Origin of the sequence: Oceanobacillus piezotolerans (genome assembly GCF_003665065.1) — a bacterium.
GTDB lineage: Bacteria > Bacillota > Bacilli > Bacillales > Amphibacillaceae > Oceanobacillus > Oceanobacillus piezotolerans.
In genome coordinates this window covers 310,266-327,083 of sequence record NZ_RCHR01000002.1, presented here as the reverse complement: position 1 = coordinate 327,083, position 16,818 = coordinate 310,266, and the positions used below count along the sequence as shown (strand labels likewise).

The 16,818-nt window shown below is 35.7% G+C and carries 16 protein-coding genes; 8 read left to right on the top strand and 8 right to left on the bottom strand.

All coding sequences use genetic code 11. The annotated features are described in order from the left end of the window. Positions 1-4: 4 nt before the first annotated feature. Genes D8M04_RS05955 through D8M04_RS05945 form a run of 3 tightly spaced genes read right to left on the bottom strand, consistent with a single transcriptional unit; the run spans position 5 to position 1,839 of the window. Positions 5-607 carry an ABC-2 transporter permease gene (locus D8M04_RS05955; RefSeq protein WP_121521996.1) on the bottom strand — a complete coding sequence of 201 codons (603 nt, stop codon included), beginning with the start codon at positions 605-607 and terminating at the stop codon, positions 5-7. Then, on the bottom strand, positions 604-1,461 hold the full coding sequence (locus D8M04_RS05950; RefSeq protein ID WP_121521995.1) for an ABC transporter ATP-binding protein: 858 nt from the start codon (positions 1,459-1,461) through the stop codon (positions 604-606). The genes D8M04_RS05955 and D8M04_RS05950 overlap by 4 nt, the downstream gene beginning before the upstream one ends. Further along, complete coding sequence (locus D8M04_RS05945) at positions 1,462-1,839, bottom strand: GntR family transcriptional regulator (protein ID WP_121521994.1); 378 nt, start codon at positions 1,837-1,839, stop codon at positions 1,462-1,464. A 434-nt stretch (positions 1,840-2,273) separates the two neighbouring features. Here D8M04_RS05945 and D8M04_RS05940 point away from each other — a divergent pair, with 434 nt between their 5' ends. Next, positions 2,274-2,891 carry a CotY/CotZ family spore coat protein gene (locus D8M04_RS05940; protein WP_246001133.1) on the top strand — a complete coding sequence of 206 codons (618 nt, stop codon included), beginning with the start codon at positions 2,274-2,276 and terminating at the stop codon, positions 2,889-2,891. Positions 2,892-2,996: 105 nt separating this feature from the next. On the opposite strand, the gene D8M04_RS05935 is transcribed toward D8M04_RS05940, so the two are convergent. Then, positions 2,997-3,371 carry a hypothetical protein gene (locus D8M04_RS05935; protein ID WP_121521993.1) on the bottom strand — a complete coding sequence of 125 codons (375 nt, stop codon included), beginning with the start codon at positions 3,369-3,371 and terminating at the stop codon, positions 2,997-2,999. A gap of 17 nt (positions 3,372-3,388) precedes the next feature. Continuing rightward, a complete protein-coding gene (locus tag D8M04_RS05930; protein ID WP_121521992.1) occupies positions 3,389-4,573 on the bottom strand; it encodes a ParM/StbA family protein in 1,185 nt (394 codons plus the stop codon). Positions 4,574-5,171: 598 nt separating this feature from the next. On the opposite strand from D8M04_RS05930, the gene D8M04_RS05925 reads away from it, so the two are divergent. Both D8M04_RS05925 and D8M04_RS05920 read left to right on the top strand, forming a co-directional pair. After that, complete coding sequence (locus D8M04_RS05925; protein WP_246001132.1) at positions 5,172-6,044, top strand: CsxC family protein; 873 nt, start codon at positions 5,172-5,174, stop codon at positions 6,042-6,044. An 87-nt stretch (positions 6,045-6,131) separates the two neighbouring features. Next, the gene (locus D8M04_RS05920) at positions 6,132-8,792 is read left to right on the top strand and encodes a midas domain-containing protein (protein ID WP_121521991.1); all 2,661 of its coding nucleotides are present in this window, start codon (positions 6,132-6,134) and stop codon (positions 8,790-8,792) included. Between the two features lie 224 nt (positions 8,793-9,016). Here the strand turns inward: D8M04_RS05920 and D8M04_RS05915 are convergent, their stop codons facing one another. Further along, the gene (locus D8M04_RS05915; RefSeq protein ID WP_121521990.1) at positions 9,017-9,730 is read right to left on the bottom strand and encodes a CsxC family protein; all 714 of its coding nucleotides are present in this window, start codon (positions 9,728-9,730) and stop codon (positions 9,017-9,019) included. Positions 9,731-10,821: 1,091 nt separating this feature from the next. After that, positions 10,822-11,259: a hypothetical protein gene (locus D8M04_RS05910; RefSeq protein WP_121521989.1), complete on the bottom strand. Its 438-nt coding sequence runs from the start codon at positions 11,257-11,259 to the stop codon at positions 10,822-10,824. A 393-nt stretch (positions 11,260-11,652) separates the two neighbouring features. On the opposite strand from D8M04_RS05910, the gene D8M04_RS05905 reads away from it, so the two are divergent. Further along, the gene (locus D8M04_RS05905) at positions 11,653-11,868 is read left to right on the top strand and encodes a hypothetical protein (protein ID WP_121521988.1); all 216 of its coding nucleotides are present in this window, start codon (positions 11,653-11,655) and stop codon (positions 11,866-11,868) included. A gap of 135 nt (positions 11,869-12,003) precedes the next feature. Then, positions 12,004-12,171: a hypothetical protein gene (locus D8M04_RS19985; protein ID WP_158595083.1), complete on the top strand. Its 168-nt coding sequence runs from the start codon at positions 12,004-12,006 to the stop codon at positions 12,169-12,171. A 799-nt stretch (positions 12,172-12,970) separates the two neighbouring features. On the opposite strand, the gene D8M04_RS05900 is transcribed toward D8M04_RS19985, so the two are convergent. Continuing rightward, positions 12,971-13,363, bottom strand: a complete 393-nt coding sequence (locus D8M04_RS05900) for a hypothetical protein (RefSeq protein ID WP_121521987.1) — start codon at positions 13,361-13,363, stop codon at positions 12,971-12,973. A gap of 654 nt (positions 13,364-14,017) precedes the next feature. Here D8M04_RS05900 and D8M04_RS19980 point away from each other — a divergent pair. The 3 genes from D8M04_RS19980 to D8M04_RS05890 all read left to right on the top strand — a co-directional run bounded on the left by D8M04_RS19980 (position 14,018) and on the right by D8M04_RS05890 (position 16,799). Then, entirely contained in the window at positions 14,018-14,182 is a 165-nt protein-coding gene (locus D8M04_RS19980) for a hypothetical protein (protein ID WP_158595082.1), read from the top strand. Positions 14,183-14,633: 451 nt separating this feature from the next. Beyond that, on the top strand, positions 14,634-15,527 hold the full coding sequence (locus D8M04_RS05895; RefSeq protein WP_121521986.1) for an AEC family transporter: 894 nt from the start codon (positions 14,634-14,636) through the stop codon (positions 15,525-15,527). A gap of 480 nt (positions 15,528-16,007) precedes the next feature. Next, positions 16,008-16,799 carry an SDR family oxidoreductase gene (locus D8M04_RS05890; protein ID WP_121521985.1) on the top strand — a complete coding sequence of 264 codons (792 nt, stop codon included), beginning with the start codon at positions 16,008-16,010 and terminating at the stop codon, positions 16,797-16,799. Positions 16,800-16,818: the final 19 nt, after the last annotated feature.

The following is a 16,818-nucleotide window of genomic DNA, read 5'->3' as shown; positions in this document are numbered from 1 at the left end:
CCTCCTAAACAATATCCTTTTTGGAATATATCCACCTTGATAGATGGTATGATAGGCAAAAGCACGCAATCGAAAAAACAAAACAAAATAAAACTGGCTGGAAATAGATCACAGGATGAAAGAAATCGATCATCGGCTGCAATCCAGCTGCCATGAAAACGATGATGAAAAATAATCCAATGGAACTTAAGCAATGTAAAAATAGCGCAAGTCCAGAACGTTGAAGCATATAATACAGTGGAAGTGTTACTGCAATCAACAAGCTTGTAAAGGTATAAAGGCTTAAAACGGCGTCCCCGTTTAATTGAGAAGTCCATTGAAAAGAATCAAGCAGCCACATATACAAACATAAAACGATGTTCAACACAAAGATAAAGAGATACCTAGTTAAAACAATATCGTTCGTTGAAACAGGCAAACTGCGTAACACATAATCGGAATGATTTTTTTGATCCATGTAAAAGGTGCTAAAAGTGATCGCCATCATTGTCCATGGGTAAAGAAAGGAAAATGGATCATCTAGTAAGGTTATAAATGATATGCCTATGATGACAATTACAAGAAAAGGAAAATTAATTTGGACATCTTTTTTGATAACTTGAATCATGAAACTATCTCCTTTCTCGTGAGATAAAACATAATATCCTCTAAACTTGCTTCTTCCACGATAATCTCATCTCCAAAGCCTTCAAATGTAGAGAGGTCTCCCTCAAATAAGGCATGAAATCCTACACCTGTTATTTGAGTTCCGATGAATAATTCCTTCGTATCGTCGTCTATCATTTCTGTTTTTCCTTTAACAACATGGAAATGACGTCGGATGTCCTCCATGTTCTTTTGAAGTGAAATTTCCCCATTATGGATAAAGATGATATAATCTGCAATCCGATCAAGATCGGTTGTAATATGGGTAGAGAGAAAAATGGTTTGCTTTTCATTTGTCATCAATTCTTGGAGGTGCTCAATGAGCTCGCGGCGGAAAACAGGGTCAAGTCCAGAAGTTGGCTCATCCATTATAATAAGTTCCGGCTCATGAGCAAGAGCAAAAAGCAAGGAACATTTCATTTTCATCCCTTTTGAGAACTTCTTTATTTTCTTATAGAATGGCAATTGAAATCGGTCGAGATAGGATTGAAATAATTCCTCATTCCACGAATCATAGAAGGGAGCAATAAAGGACTTCATTTTTTTTATCGTAAAATCTTCATACATATAGAGGTCATCATAAACAAAACCAATTCGCTGTTTGACATGATGATCTTTGTGGGTTGTACCAAAAAGCCTAATCTCTCCTTCATCTATTTTTAGAATATCCATGATCATTTGAATGGTTGTCGTTTTCCCACTCCCGTTAGGTCCAATAAAGCCTGTAATGTATCCCTGTGGTACAAAAAGGTTAAGGTTTTTAATAGTGAAATCCTTGCGAGTCTTTGTTACGTGATGTAATTCAATCGCGTTCATCTACAGCTCCTCCTCGTAGTAAATTTCTATTCGCTCGATCATGTCTTCCTTCGTTAATCCAAGTTTTTTTCCCTTTTGAAGAACATTTTCAAGCTGAATTTCTAATTCACTAATTTGCCATTCTTTTAGAATCTCCGGATCTTCCCCAGCAACAAATGTTCCTTTTCCAACTGCTGAGACTAAGTATCCTCCTTTTTCCAGCTCTTCATATGCCCGTTTTGTTGTGATAACACTTACCTTCAAATCCTTTGCAAGCTGACGCATAGAAGGGAGGGCATCCCCTTCCTTTAACTCACCAGAGAAGATCTGTGCCTTGATCTGGTCCATGATTTGCTGAAATAGCGGCTCCTTTTTAGTGCTTGAGATGAGTATATTCATGGGTTGGGGCACCTCTTTTTTTGATTGTATATATACATTATATACATTGTGTATATGGAGTCAAGGGATAATTTGGAAAAAACGAGTTAGGTTGGTGATTGAGAGGAAGTCGTGTACTGTGCCTAAGTAATAAGGTGAAAAGTAAAAATTGATGAATACCTTAAAAGAAGAACGGTTTTATTGTCCATTAATTCTACATCCTGTTAAGTTGAGGGGATAAATCGCTTGCTTTAAAAAGCAGTTCCTCCCCTGAAGGAATCCACTAAACATCAGTTGTATCGGACTGGGAAGAATGGAAATGCACCCAACAGCATCCCCTATGTACTTTCATTATATTTATATTTATTTTATTGGGCGAGACCATTAAGCGGAATTTTGCTGTACACATATGATACCTTGAGGAAATATTAAATAATTTTTGGGGAGTGAAATCAATGAAAAAACCCTATTATGATACCGAAAAAGCGGTTTATAGACCGAGGAAATGCGCCAAGAGACCCGATTATCATAAGAGTTGCTGTGATTCTCATAAAAAAGGGACTGGAATGCCGGATAAGAACCGTTTTGAGAACTGTGTAGAGGAAGTGTTAGAAGCCATTTTGAGGGCACAGAATAAAGTTAAACAAGATGATCACTGTAAAACGTCATGTGAGAACTCCATAGACGATTTACGTGGTGAGAAACAGAAGGCAATCAAAAATACTATTCCAATCATCCTATATTGTGGATGTGATCCTTTTAAAGGAACTGGAGTAGTAACATATTCAAGTTGCAAGGATAAAAGTAAGAAAAAATTTAAATGTATTGATTCGTTTATTTTTAAAATCAAAGAACTGAAAGGTAAATGTGCTGTCCTTGAATTACTGGCATTTAGATCAGATTTAAAATATTCAGCAGTCTCTAAATATGATTGTTGTGGTCATAGAAATAGTAGTCCTTATTGCCAAATTGATAAAAAATGCGCGGATGATCTAATCAAAACAGGAATTTGTATAAATGTTGATCTTTCCTGTTTCTGCGCTGTGACATGCTTGCCAGCTGTGAAATTATAAACTTGTATCTATTGAATTTTCTCCAAAAAGGCTCGTATGGTACCTTCGCTGGAAGGTAAAAGGTAAACCTTGTCTATTAAGGTCTACCTTTAATACATAATTAACCTACCCTCCAAACGATTCAAGCAAATCCTCAATGTCTTTTAAATTTAACTCACCGGAGTCAGATGTTTCTTTTTTAGGAGATATGTCATTAATGGAATGATTTTTAATAGAACTCCCTTGTTTTATCATTTTTTTAATTTCTAACAATTCAAGCATGATATCACTTGATTGAGCATGTTTAACAGGTTTAGGGTGCAGATAACTCTCAAGTGCTGAAAAGATAAGATGCAGGAGTGTATTATTTTCGGCATGAAACTTTATTTGTTCTTGTGTTTTTGGTGAGACTACCTGATTTTCTCCTGTTTTGACTTCGATGAAGCTGTCAGGAATAGTTATTATAGTTTCATTGGAAAAATCCGTATACATCCTTGACATTTTCACCACCTCATCCTTTACCCTTTTGTATAAACATAGTCATCTATTTTTGCTTTACGGTATTGATTCATTTTTGCTAGAATCATTAGTCCAAGCACATTGAGGTTTGGCATATCCTCTGGAAAGTACAAGTCAATGGGCCGGCCTCGTTCTTTCCATTTTACCGCTGCTTCCTCGATTTGTCTTTGCGCAAGTTTTACTGCTCCACCAACGGCTATATATCTTGCTGCACCTTTAATTTCATTGGAACCTGACCGAACCCGATCAAAATGCTCTAGGTATTTTATGGCCATGTCTCTTAACTGTGGTAAAACATATTTACTGATATCTTTTTTTACACCAGCAAACGGCTCCACGTACCATTCTGACGGTCCCTTAATTAATAGTTTCTCTAATTCTGACCTTGAATTAAACTGATATAACTCATTTTTACTTACTTTTTGAATGATAATATCAAGATATGGATTGATTCCGAAAGCTTCTCCTTCTACAGAAGCGACGGGTTTATTATTTTTTATACCAACAAAATCAACGGAATCTCCACCTAAGTCGCCAATAATAATCCCCTTAGCTGAATCCTCTACAAGTGATTCATTTGTAACCGAGAGTGTCTCCTGATCCCGTGTCAATCCTAAATATGCGCATGCACCTTCAGCACCAACAATTACATCATCGATAGTCAATTTTACAACCATTTCTTTTGGCTCTTCCATGCCAGGGACTTTATGAAAAATCACGCTATGCGTACCGATGAGACGCTCCTTAAATGTCTCTTTATTTTCTTTATATTGTGTGGTAGGTAATGAAACTGCCAGTTGGTTGATATGATATTCCAATTCTGTATTCCACGGTTGGGTAACAAGTGCATGATAACCAGCAATTCCGAATAATAACAAGTAAGTTCGAACCTCATCTGCCTTTTGGTTATTATAAGAAGTAAAGCTCACATTTCTTTGCTTTGCTGCTGCATTTCCAAGATAATAGATCTCCCGTTTATCAACGAATGCAGGACTTTTTATTTCTACGATTAAATTATCTTCCAGATCAATATCATCATCATCATATGGTTTTTCATATAATTCTTCATCAAACAATGCGATTGCATTTGGCATTTGATAATCAAATGTTTCGCCGTTATCTGATACAAGTACTTTATACCAGCTGTTTCCTACATCAACAGCTAAAAGATTATTTATTAACATCGTATCTTCCTCCTCGTTTTTAATCTTATGCATGAAAAGATGGGCTGTGCTAGTACCCATTTTTATTTCCGATTTTTTATCACGCAAAGACGTTTTTTATCCCCTCCTAAGTTCGAGGGAAACAAAAGACATTTGAAGGTAGGGAGGCAGTGGACTGCACTGCATGAAGTTTCACTTTAACTGGTGGAATTTCTACCCTTGTATCCTATTCATTAGGGATTTATAAATGAATCATTTTACTGCCATTGTTGATCTTTTGTAATTAAATATAAGAAATAATCATGCTGATAATATATATTACTCTGCATGAAGAATGGTTACTATACTTGCTTTCATCTGAAGGTATATATCTTGGCAGTATATTATTTTTTTAGATACTTGATCTTAATGACAGGCAGCTTATATCGATCGGTGGGTCGAAACAATAGAAAATAAAAAATTGTTTAAAGCCGCCATAATCGAGGATAAATAAGTATCCGTAACAGGAGATATATGGTTAAATGTCTAAAAAATTCTCACTACCATGATAAAAGCCCATACATAGTCAAATATCCTACATACGATGAAATTGAGTTAAATATGGTAAGGAGGAATACAAATGTCAGAAATGCATGACCATAAAAATAATGTTGAATGCAGAGTAACTTCAAATATAGGCGAGTGTGATAACCATCCTTTTACTCCACATGTTAGTATTGGAAAACTTTACACAAAGGTGCCTGTCGTTTTGGCAGAGCTTGAGCTACAGTTAAATTTGGACACAAAGATTAAATTTCCTGAGCCAGTTTTAGAAATAAAAGATGTTAAAAAACGAGTGAATTTAACACAATGCCGATTATTATTACCAACTAAGAAATTATTTATAAAAGGATTTGTCCGCAAAAACATTCAATACGCTTCTCCATCGAAAGAGATTGCGGAAAGTACTGAAAAATCAATAGCGTCAGACTTACATTCTCTTACTGTGGATATTCCTTTTGAATGTGTAACAGAAATCAAGAAGTTTCTCGCACACCCCGTAATGCCAAAAATCAACAAGCGGGATGAATTTGATTTCGGGGTATCCCAAGCTTTACCACCAGGTTACCCTGAGAAAGATGAATTAATGACAAGTGATCTTTCCCAGTTCCATCAAGAAAGTAAACAATTCTATAATGAATTACCATTCTGTGAGTTACTTTTCAGCAAGATTATTGAATGGGATGAGGCAGTGGACAGAACACCGCTTCCACATACTGCTCCATTGAACGAAGGTTTTTTCCAAACGGTAGAAGAAAAAATGGTATTGGATATAGGTTTAAAAGTATTGCAAAATCAACAAGTCAGGGTAACGTCAACATCCAATGATGATCATTATAAAGATGATCATTATAGAGATGATTGTAAGCATGATTGCAAGCATGATTATAAGCATGATCATAAATACGATTATGATTCGGATTATGAACTAGATATTGGCACAGACGATTAAGAAAATGTATCTGCATATTCATAAATGTATTAGTGTAAGGAGGTGATTGGAGGGGTGCTCTATGTATAAAGCACTTTTCGATGGGAAATGGCAGATAACTTTACACATTCTGGACACTTGAATTGGAAAAACGAGGAAAAGGTAGTACGTTTTCACAAGAACAGGTCAAATACAAACCTTAACAATATTGGGTATCCATCCATTTCAAAAAAGGCAAACAATCATGCAAGAAAGACAGGAATTTATTCTCCCAATAGCAGTAGTACAAATACGTCAAATCCTGTAATCTATTCTTCGCCTAGGTTAAAAGACCGGGAATTTCATCATAATGAAAATCTAGAAAATAATCCTATCCAATCAGATGAAAAATCGAAACAAATATTAGAGAGTGACAAGAAAAAAAATGAAGGCCAATCAAAAAAGTATAGTAAGTATTCAAAACAAGGATCGAAAAACCGAAATGATTCAAATGATAACGATGAAGGGGCTTATCTAAATAAAGCAGATAAGTCCTCAAAATATCAAGAAAAGCAACCATTAACTCTTAAAGAGGATGATACTAAAAATATATCAAACATTAAGAGTGAACTAGATGAGAAAATAGATACTTTTAATGGGGAGTCATCTCTCTCACAGGAAATTACAACACAGGCAGAAACAGAAAATCAGACAGATTCTAAAGATTCCCAAATTAAAACTACTTCAAGTAATAAACATGATTCTTTAGAAGACATGTTTTTATCTAAGATGGGTATTGAAAAATCATCTACAGAACCTACTGAAGGAGATGATAAAGCACTTGATGAAGAGAATCAGATGGAGCCATTTATAACAGAGCAGAATAATAGTGAGGAAGAATATTTGTTAGAAAAGTTTTTATCCATGTTAGGTGAATCGTCAGATAATACCGATGACGAGGAAGAAACTTCAAATGATGACCTTTCAGATCAGAAGGATATGGCTCTTTCTATTTCACATAAATCAGACGAAGAAGCTCCTTTAAATCATAATGAGGAAACTTCATCATCGAAATCTTCTAATGCGGATGACGTGGAACAAATATTAAATGATGACTTTTCAGATCAGAAGGATATGGCTCTTTCTATTTCACATAAATCAGACGAAGAAGCTCCTTTAAATCATAATGAGGAAACTTCATCATCGAAATCTTCTAATGCGGATGACGTGGAAGAAATATTAAATGATGACCTTTCAGATCAGAAGGATATGGCTCTTTCTATTTCACATGAATCAGACGAAGAAGCTCCTTTAAATCATAATGAGGAAACTTCATCATCGAAATCTTCTAATGCGGATGACGTGGAAGAAATATTAAATGATGACCTTTCAGATCAGAAGGACATGGCTCTTTCTATTTCACATAAATCAGATGAAGAAGGACCTTTTAATCACAATCGAGAAACTTTATCATCGGAATCTTCTGACGCCGCTGATGCGGAAGAAAAATCAAATGATGACCTTCCAGAACAGGAGAATAAGTTTCTTTCTATTTTACATGAATCAGATGAAGAAGGCCCTTTTAATCACCATCGAGAAACTATATATTCGGGATCTTCTGACGCCGCTGATGCGGAAGAATCATCAAATGATGACCTTCTAGAACAGGAGAATAAGTTTCTTTCTATTTTACATGAATCAGATGAAGAAGGCCCTTTTAATAATAGAGAAACATTATATTCGGGATCTTCTGACACCGCTGATGCGGAAGAATCATCAAATGATGACCTTCTAGAACAGGAGAATAAGTTTCTTTCTATTTTACATGAATCAGATGAAGAAGGCCCTTTCAATCACAATCGAGAAACATTATATTCGGGATCTTCTGACGACGGTGATGTGGAAGAATCAAACGATGACCTTCCAGATCAGAAGGATATGGCTCATTCTATTTTACATGAATCAGACGAAGAAGCTCCTTTTAATCGCAATAGAGAAACTATATCATCGGAATCTTCTATCGCCGCTAATGGAGAAGAAATATCAAACGATGACGCTCCAGAACAGCAGGATATGTTTCTTTCTATCTTACATGAATCAGATAGAGAAGCTCCTTTTAATCATAATCGAGAATCATCATCATCGGAATCTTCATCAGTTGATAATTCTGTTTCAGACTTTGAAAAAGAAGAGCTCAAGGTCAAGAAGTATAGGGAGAAAAAACAGTATGAAAATTTAAAGAAAAAGACCGATCATCATCAAAGGACACTATATCGTCCAGATAAATTAGCAAAGCTCCCTGTTTTATTAGCAAACGTTGACTTTGATGTTGATATCATTCATGCAATCGATACAAACTGTCAAATAGAGTATGTAATCAATGCAGATTGGACCGTCAAATCATTTGAGGCAAATGTAATATTGCCATCAAATACCGTTTTTGTTAAAGGTGCTCTCGTAGCAGATATCGAATACGTAGATGCACTAACAAAAAAAATCCATACAATTAAAATCCCAATTATGTGGGATAAAGTCATTCATGTAGACTGGATAGCTTTTCCTGAAAAAAATATGGAATGCGGAAAAGAGTATACATTTATTACATGTGATCAGGGCGTCAGTACACATTTTGAATTCTTCCAAACTTTCACAGAAAAAATTGAAGATGAATTACGGAGTATCCAATTTATTTGGAGCCATGATCTTGATTCCCAGAAGGTAACAATCCAGGGCACAGCTAATATAGCGTTTGATTTATATCAGAAACAATATATACCTGTTTGTGTATAGATAGGTGGAAAAGGGTGTTGGAAGTTCTGACACCCTTTGATCATTGATTAATTATCCATTAACTGGCAGTTAATTTACACAATAATGAAGTGCTACTTAACTATTCTTCATTTTTTCATAGGAATTATCCTCTTTATTCACATAAAATGAATAGTAGAGGGATCCACACCCTCTACCGGCTATTGAGATAGTTTTGTTGTTTTTGAGTATGTCAGCTCATATTTCTAATAGTCTGATTTTGTAATTGTTTTTACTAGTTGCTTTTGCGTCAATCTTAAATCAAGTGTAATCGACATCTTCTCTGTTATTTTATTGAAGCGACCCCAGTTATCGAAATTTCTAATAATATCCCATTGGTTAATTTTAGCTTCGTCTAATTTACACTCAATTGGTTCATTAAATAATTCTTCAGTTTGAGAACCAAAATTACAACGATCTGCCTCCATTTTATTCGGAGCCAACTCCCTAAGTTCGTTATTTGTACTATTCTTATTGCTGGCAAAAGCAGGGCTAGCAGGGGTTTTTAATTCCACTGTGTGAAAGCATCTGAATGGAACATTGACGATGAAATCTTTCACAAAACCATGACAGTCTTCTACAAATTGAATATTTTTGTGTACAAACCCTTCAACAAATAAGTTTACTGTACGTCGTGCCTTCTCATCAGTTCCGATTATCCTTGTAGCTTTACATTGTGTTAAATGAACATTCTTCCTTATCTCTTTTATATCTGTTGCAAAGGATGGAAGTTTAATATCTGCCTCTACCGGAATTGTCAACCGTAAGTCTCGAAGAACCACTATACGTTCAAAACCAGTGGTATCAAATTCGATAATTTCACAGCCTGTGCTTCTTGATTCTGCTACATCACATGCTAGCATAGGCGGGCATTCTTTGTGATTGCTGCTGCCACAAGGTTTCCCAGTGTTTATTTTCATACATAATCACTCCTTCATTGTATTTGCTTGTCAAAAGTAATATTATTTCAGATTGAATTGCTTTTGACTTCCCTATAACCTATGTATGATATATTGCTTAAGGGTGGACGCATGCCGCTAGGCCTTTGCATATTTATTGCAGGACAGGGGAGGCTTGCGTCCTTAGAATATGAGTGGACCCATGACAAACTACCCTTAGTCCGTTGAGTTCAAAATACGAAGGAAATAGATTTTGTGTTACAGATACTATAAACTCAACTTGCTCATGCAGCCATAGAAAATAAAGCAAAGGGTGGCGAGGAATAAAAAAGAAGAAAAGCTGTTGGGGTATTTCCCGAGAGCATGAAATTCTGAAAAAAAGTCCGAATTTTCGCTCAGCAGTGCAGTTTTAGCAGTAGAAGAGATAGAGCTTAAGTAGATTGTTAACTATCTCCGCTATGTTTCCTATTGGTGTCGTATTAGACCCCAATCTTTGTGGCGAATGGATGGTAATAGGTCCTGTTTGCTCACAGAGACGGTCATCAAGATCACTGAATTCGCCATTATTAATAATACCTTTCCGGATTAGTGTAATTTGGATAGATACGATAGTCTATGAATAATAGTAGGTTAATAACTGCTCACTATCGTCCTTAACTATTAAGGCTGATTAAAAACTGGTTCGACTGCTGGTGGTTTTCAATTACCTGCTCCCCTAGACAAGCACCTGGGCGGTCTGTTGCTCTTGGAAGAAAATTTTTTTGTTCATACAACTTTTTCGACTAAAGCTCCTTCGCCATGTTTTTCATAGCATTTATAAGAATTATCACTAGCGTATTGGTTACATGAATAATTCTGTTTGTGACAGCTGTGTGCCTTAATTTTGGAAATGGTATGATAACCCGTAAATATTGACAGGACTTGGTATTAAGTTAACAGGTGCACATACCAGGTCCGTAGAAAATACTCCCCTCTAAGTATTCAGATTTTTAATCTGTTTACTTAAAGGGGAGCATATCAAAAATAGGTGAGCGTATTTGACGTTTATTTTACATGGATGCGGTTATAACAAAAAATTTATATTACTATAACTTGGTTTTTAAAAGGAAAATCTAGTCGTCGAAACAAACAGTAGCGATATCCTCACAATTTATAAAACAAGGTTTACAGTCATCGTCATTTTCTTCAACGAAAGCAACAAGACAAGTTCTTGGGTCAAAGCTTATAAATTTAAGGTCGTCAAATTCGGCGCCACCTTTTATTGTAACTTCAACTTCAGTACCTGGTGTGACATGTTCCCAAAACTCCTCACAAAACTTTCCTTTACATTTTGGTTTGTCATCTTTATGATCATGATGATGATGATGATGATGATGCTTTTTATCACAGTCACAATGATGCTTCTTATCCTCATCATGATGACGCTTTTTATCACAGTCACAATGATGCTTCTTATCCTCATCATGATGACGCTTCTTATGACAATCACAATGATGCGGTTTGTGACACTCCCATTCTTCCTTATAGTAATCGTCTCTCTGATACATCATGTTATGCATTCTCCTTTATAATATTTTTTGAAGTTTACCTATTCTTTAACTGATTTATCGAATAGATTACTTCTTTACATTAATATTTATATGTTTCCAGAAACCTTTTGAATAGATAGATGCCCTGACAAAAATGCACAATTTTATCCCCGGATAGGTAAATCGTTTATAGCCAGTTCGAAAGATTTGTAGGAAAAACAAAGAAAGAGTATTTGTTAAAAGTACTGCAATTGAGCCTACTTATTCTAGTAAAATTTCAATGAAATTTGGCAAGAAAGACAACGTAACTTGAAAATGCCCTAGAGATAGAAGGATGGCCCGAATATAGTAATCCATTGTGTAATTAATCAGTAGTATGGAGAATGAAGTAATAACTGTTAGGGTGGTTTGAGAGTGGCAATCAGTCAAGAGGAAAAACCAATCGCAACTGAAGATGTCAAACGGTCAAAGAAAGTAAGTGGAGGTTGCGGTTGTCGTAGGAAAAAATTAAATAATAGTAGTCTTGAAAATATACAAGAATTCCCTTCCATAATGCAGGGGTTTTTGCGTTTGAAAGGCACCAGTGCTTTATGGTCAAACGTTAATAAAAGATTTCTGCTTTTTATATAAGTGTGTATGCTCCAAGCAAGGACATTCTTCCAAAATTATAAATATGTGCTAGTATACAAGCATCTTCTTTCACCGTACATAGTATAGCATTGACTCTACTAAAAGGGAGGTGGAAGAGAATGAGCTGGGATTATCATGACGAGTGTAAACATGATCGTAAACACGAGCGCAAACACGAGCGCAAACACGAGCGCAAACACGACGATGACTATGACTGCTATTGTAAGAAAAAGAAAAAGAAACACTGTACTAAGCACACTTATTGGGTTTGCGAGGAAAAAGATTATTAATATGGAACAATAAGGCATCGCTTTTCAGACCTCTTAAAAAGAATGACTCTGAAAGGGGAACTGGTTCCACCTTCAGAGTCATTCTCCTTACTTATCGCCGAAACTCTTAAAAATCTCATGAATTAAGGTCCCATAGGTCTTTATGTTATAATTCAGTTTTGCAGGTCATCTCAATCAGTGATGACTTTTCGTATACAAACTTTAAGGATCTTTTGTTAAATTCCCAAGTAACAGGAATCTTCTCATCGTATACTACAAAGCTATCAAAGATTGCTGGTTCTTCAAATATATCACAAAGCACCGCACTTCCTACAATTTGAAACGTATCCCCTTCATTTGCATCGTCGTGATCAAGAAACACTGGAAAGAAATATTATCAAATGTTTTTCTATTAAACTTACTAAATAATATTTTAATTTATTAGACAAAAAATTCCCCCGTGGTATAACAGATTTTATTTAATCTGTCTTCCTTAAGAGGAATATATCACTTTTTAAATTAGGCTCTTTTTATTTAAATCAGTTAGTATTTTCGATAACATCCTGACTAAGCTTTGCTTTAAACCGTTATAAATCCCTATGAAGCTTTTCTGTTTATAACAGCTTCAAAACGGTATTCTTTTTAATATTGAAAATCTGGTATAAGAAGATCTTACTGATGATTTGCAGTGACAATAAGTCATTCGAAAAATAGATGTTCAAGCACACTATTACGTGAGTAAGAATTTTGATAATCTCCATAAAATTATTTATAAAAGGATAGAATGTGACTTCGTAAATTATCCAACTATAGTGTTATTCACTTGATTTATGTTATTTTTCTAATAGATTGCAAGCTTTAATAGCATCCTCAATTAAAGATTCCAAAACAATTTCTTTTTTGATTGCGAGCTTTATCAGATCTTCCAAATTGTTTGTCAGCACTTTTAATTCTTCTGCCGTAAAATTGCCTTCTCTTATAGCCTGAGACTCGGCGCTGATAGCATCTGCAAGAGAATTCACAGTTTCAACGGCAGATTCAATGAGTTCAGTAAGGACCTCTTTGCTTGTTTTATGATCATGTTTCTTGCAAGAGTCACATTTTCTTTTAGGTTTGTATTTACATTCCTCCATACAGTATTCGTAAATACAGCCGCACTTATAACTGAAATGATTTTCATTATTATTTTCCATGTTAGAACGGTTACGTTTACTTCGATAAATCAAGATTAATCCCTCCTTTTTATACTATAGAATGTAAATAAATATACATATGATTGGGGGAGAGCCTTTATTGTTTGAAAAAGGCTAATACAATAGAAAGTAATAGTAGTGCTTTTATCCATACCACAAAAAGGTGGAATAAGTAAAAGCAATAACCATACACTGATTTATTTGCTAAACAATTAAAGATTGGCTTCATATTCTTTAACCCTTCTGTAAAAGGTGCTGCTAATCATGCTACCAATTTATAATCTTTACAGTTATGACTTAATTCTTTTTTCAGGTTAAACGGACATAAAAGTACATTAATCTCGTCTTTCCTTCTCCTAAATTTAACTTCATTTTGCTTAGATGTCCGAATTCCTTCTTCCATATATCATTGGAAAGTACGGTGGAGCCTTCATTTGAAAGTAAATGTTATTTTTATGACAAGAGAAAGTTTGTGGGAAATGCGAGGAGATATAACCTGTTAATTTTAAGCATTAACGCTATACTGACATTTATCGTCATATATATTGCAAGTGTTCATGCCATCCCTTCTATATAACCTAATAGGAATACATACCCAAATTCTAATAAATGTATCTTCTATTAGTAAAAGAGTTTATACACTAACTCAAAGCAAGCATAAACTACCATAGAAAAGGAGGTGGAAGCATGAGCCAGTTTAATAATGTATTTGTAAGATTAGAAAACGCGCTAATAGATGCTTTAAATGTAGCCAATGAAGGTGGAGATCAAAACGCTATTGAGAGATTTTTAAAACTAATTACTATAAAGCAACTTGTATTCGACCTTATTTTGGAAGAACTTTCTGACTAAGATTTACAACGGATAATAACAAGTTAATATTGTACCCTTTGTAAAGGAAATGATTAAAGGGTCATGCCATTAGGAGAAGATGATTTCTGTATTAAACAGGAATCATCTTCTTTAAGTTCCATTGGTACATGTTGTTTGTCTATTTAGTTATTAATGGATACTGTTCTTGAAAAGCGTGATTAGGCAAACTTGATGTTGCTCCACATCGATTAAAAATCGCCCCGACAGTTTAAAAAATTGCTCGAGACTCAGAGACGTCACCCTTTCACTTAAAGGAGTCCCTCCGAAGTTCTCCAATATCTCATATAGCAGTTGAACGGCCCCACCCTTAATTCACATCACAATCATTATCCCTGGATTCTCAACACAATCCAAATTTACCGAAAACGGCCTACCAAACCAGTATTTATGATAAACTATGAATTGCTTAATATAGTTTGGAGATGAAGAGATGAGTCTATTTTTAAATGTAATATTGCCAATTATGCTTGTGTTTACGTCAGGGTTTGTCCTGCAAAAAATTCGAATACTAGATGTAAAGTCAGTATCTGCAGTCTGCTTATATATTTTGTCGCCAGCATTGGTATTCACATCACTATATGATGCAGAATTCAATAGCGGGTATATTATCATTATTGTTTATATGTTTCTATTATTTTTCATTATGGTCCTGATTAATAAGATTCTAGCGAAAATCTTTCATTGGTCACAGAATACGGAGAGTGCTGCAATTCTAGCAACTGGATTTATGAATGCTGGAAATTACGGGCTTCCTGTTGTCCTATTCAGTCTTGGCCAAGCAGCACTTCCGTACGGGGTGTTTATTATGGTGGTTCAAGGCTTACAGAATAATTTCTTCGGTGTGTATTACGCATCTCGCAGCTCAAGTGGTATGACAAGAGCACTAAAAAATGTGATGAAGATGCCGACCACCTATGCAATGATTCTTGCTTTTCTATTTCAGGCATTTGATATAACTATTTCATCGTCAGTACATGACACACTATCCATGGTTGGAAATGCAGCGATTCCTGTCATGATGATAATGCTTGGCATGCAGCTTGGCTCCATTACCGGCATTAAACTGGATTGGCAAGTGATTACATCATCTGTTCTATTAAAAATGGTTGGTGCACCATTAATTGCCTTTGCTTTTATTCATCTATTTAATGTGGATCCACTTATCGGTGGAGTATTATTGATTGTTTCAGCAATGCCTACTGCGGCAACAACGACCATGTATGCAATAGAATTTGATACAGAGCCGGAATTGGTATCGAGTATTACGTTTATAGCAACCGTTACTAGTATATTAACAGTTACCATTCTATTAAACTTAATATAAAATTAAAATTCGCCTGGGTGAAGTTAAATATCATTCCCAGGCGATTTTTTGTAGTCTAGGAAATTATAAAATGAACGACCTGTGGATATTTCTTATCATTAAGAAAAGCCACGTCCGGCTCCAGCTCCCAGCAACTAGCAGATCTTTTAGTGGGACGAGCATTGCGCAGTCCCAAACTTCACACTCCTCCACTACGATAACGTTCAACATAGTTGAACTTCATTAATCAAGTTAAAGGAAGTGCCGACTAAAAACGGCTTTCGCCAACGTCGGCATACCCCTAAAGGGGCATGTTTCCTTTATCTCATTGCGGAGCGCTCCAGTTTGTACGTTGCTAAACGGGCGCTTACGCCTTTGTTCTGGACATAGGTGTCAAGTAAGTGTTTTTCAGAAGACAAAGAACAAAGAATATTTGGAATCTACTTCTGAGCCAATTATAATGTGGATATAACAATTAAAAGACCAAAGGGGAGTTGTAGGATGGATTTAGGTTTACAAGGGAAGTCAGTTATTGTAACAGCTGCAAGCAAGGGCTTAGGAAAAGCAATTGCAACTGAATTTGCGCGTGAGGGTGCCCATGTATTACTAAGCAGTAGGACCATAGAATCGCTAGAAGAAACGGCAGAAGAATTAAAAAAAGAAACAGGGAATGCCAATATTGATTGGGCTGTCTGTGATATGAAAAATGCAGATGATATAACGAATCTTGTCGAAAAGGCAGTCGAATGGAACGGAACGGTAGATATACTAATTAATAATACAGGCGGCCCACCGGCGGGAAGATTTTTAGATATGACTGATAAGGATTGGTATCATGCATTTGAACTGAACTTATTAAGCTTTGTTCGTACAATACGAGCGGTTGTACCTCATATGAGAAAACAAAACCGGGGAGCGATTGTTAATATCGCATCCTCTTCCATTAAGCAAAGCCTCGACAATTTGGTGTTATCGAATACAATGCGGCCGGGGATTGTTGGTTTATCCAAGTCACTGGCACAAGAATTAAGTGAATATAATATTTTAGTCAATACGGTTGGACCGGGAACGATAAAAACAGACCGGATCATTCAGCTTAATCAATTGAATGCAGACAAAGCTGGAATTTCGGCGGAGGAATTGATGGAGGAATCTGAATTAAGCATTCCAATGGGCCGCTTTGGCCAACCAGAAGAATTCGCAAAACCAGTTGTCTTTTTAGCATCAGCCGCAAATACGTATATTACTGGACAGACATTAGTGGTGGATGGTGGATTAGTCAAAGCTTTATAACAGAAAAACGCTAAGCCTT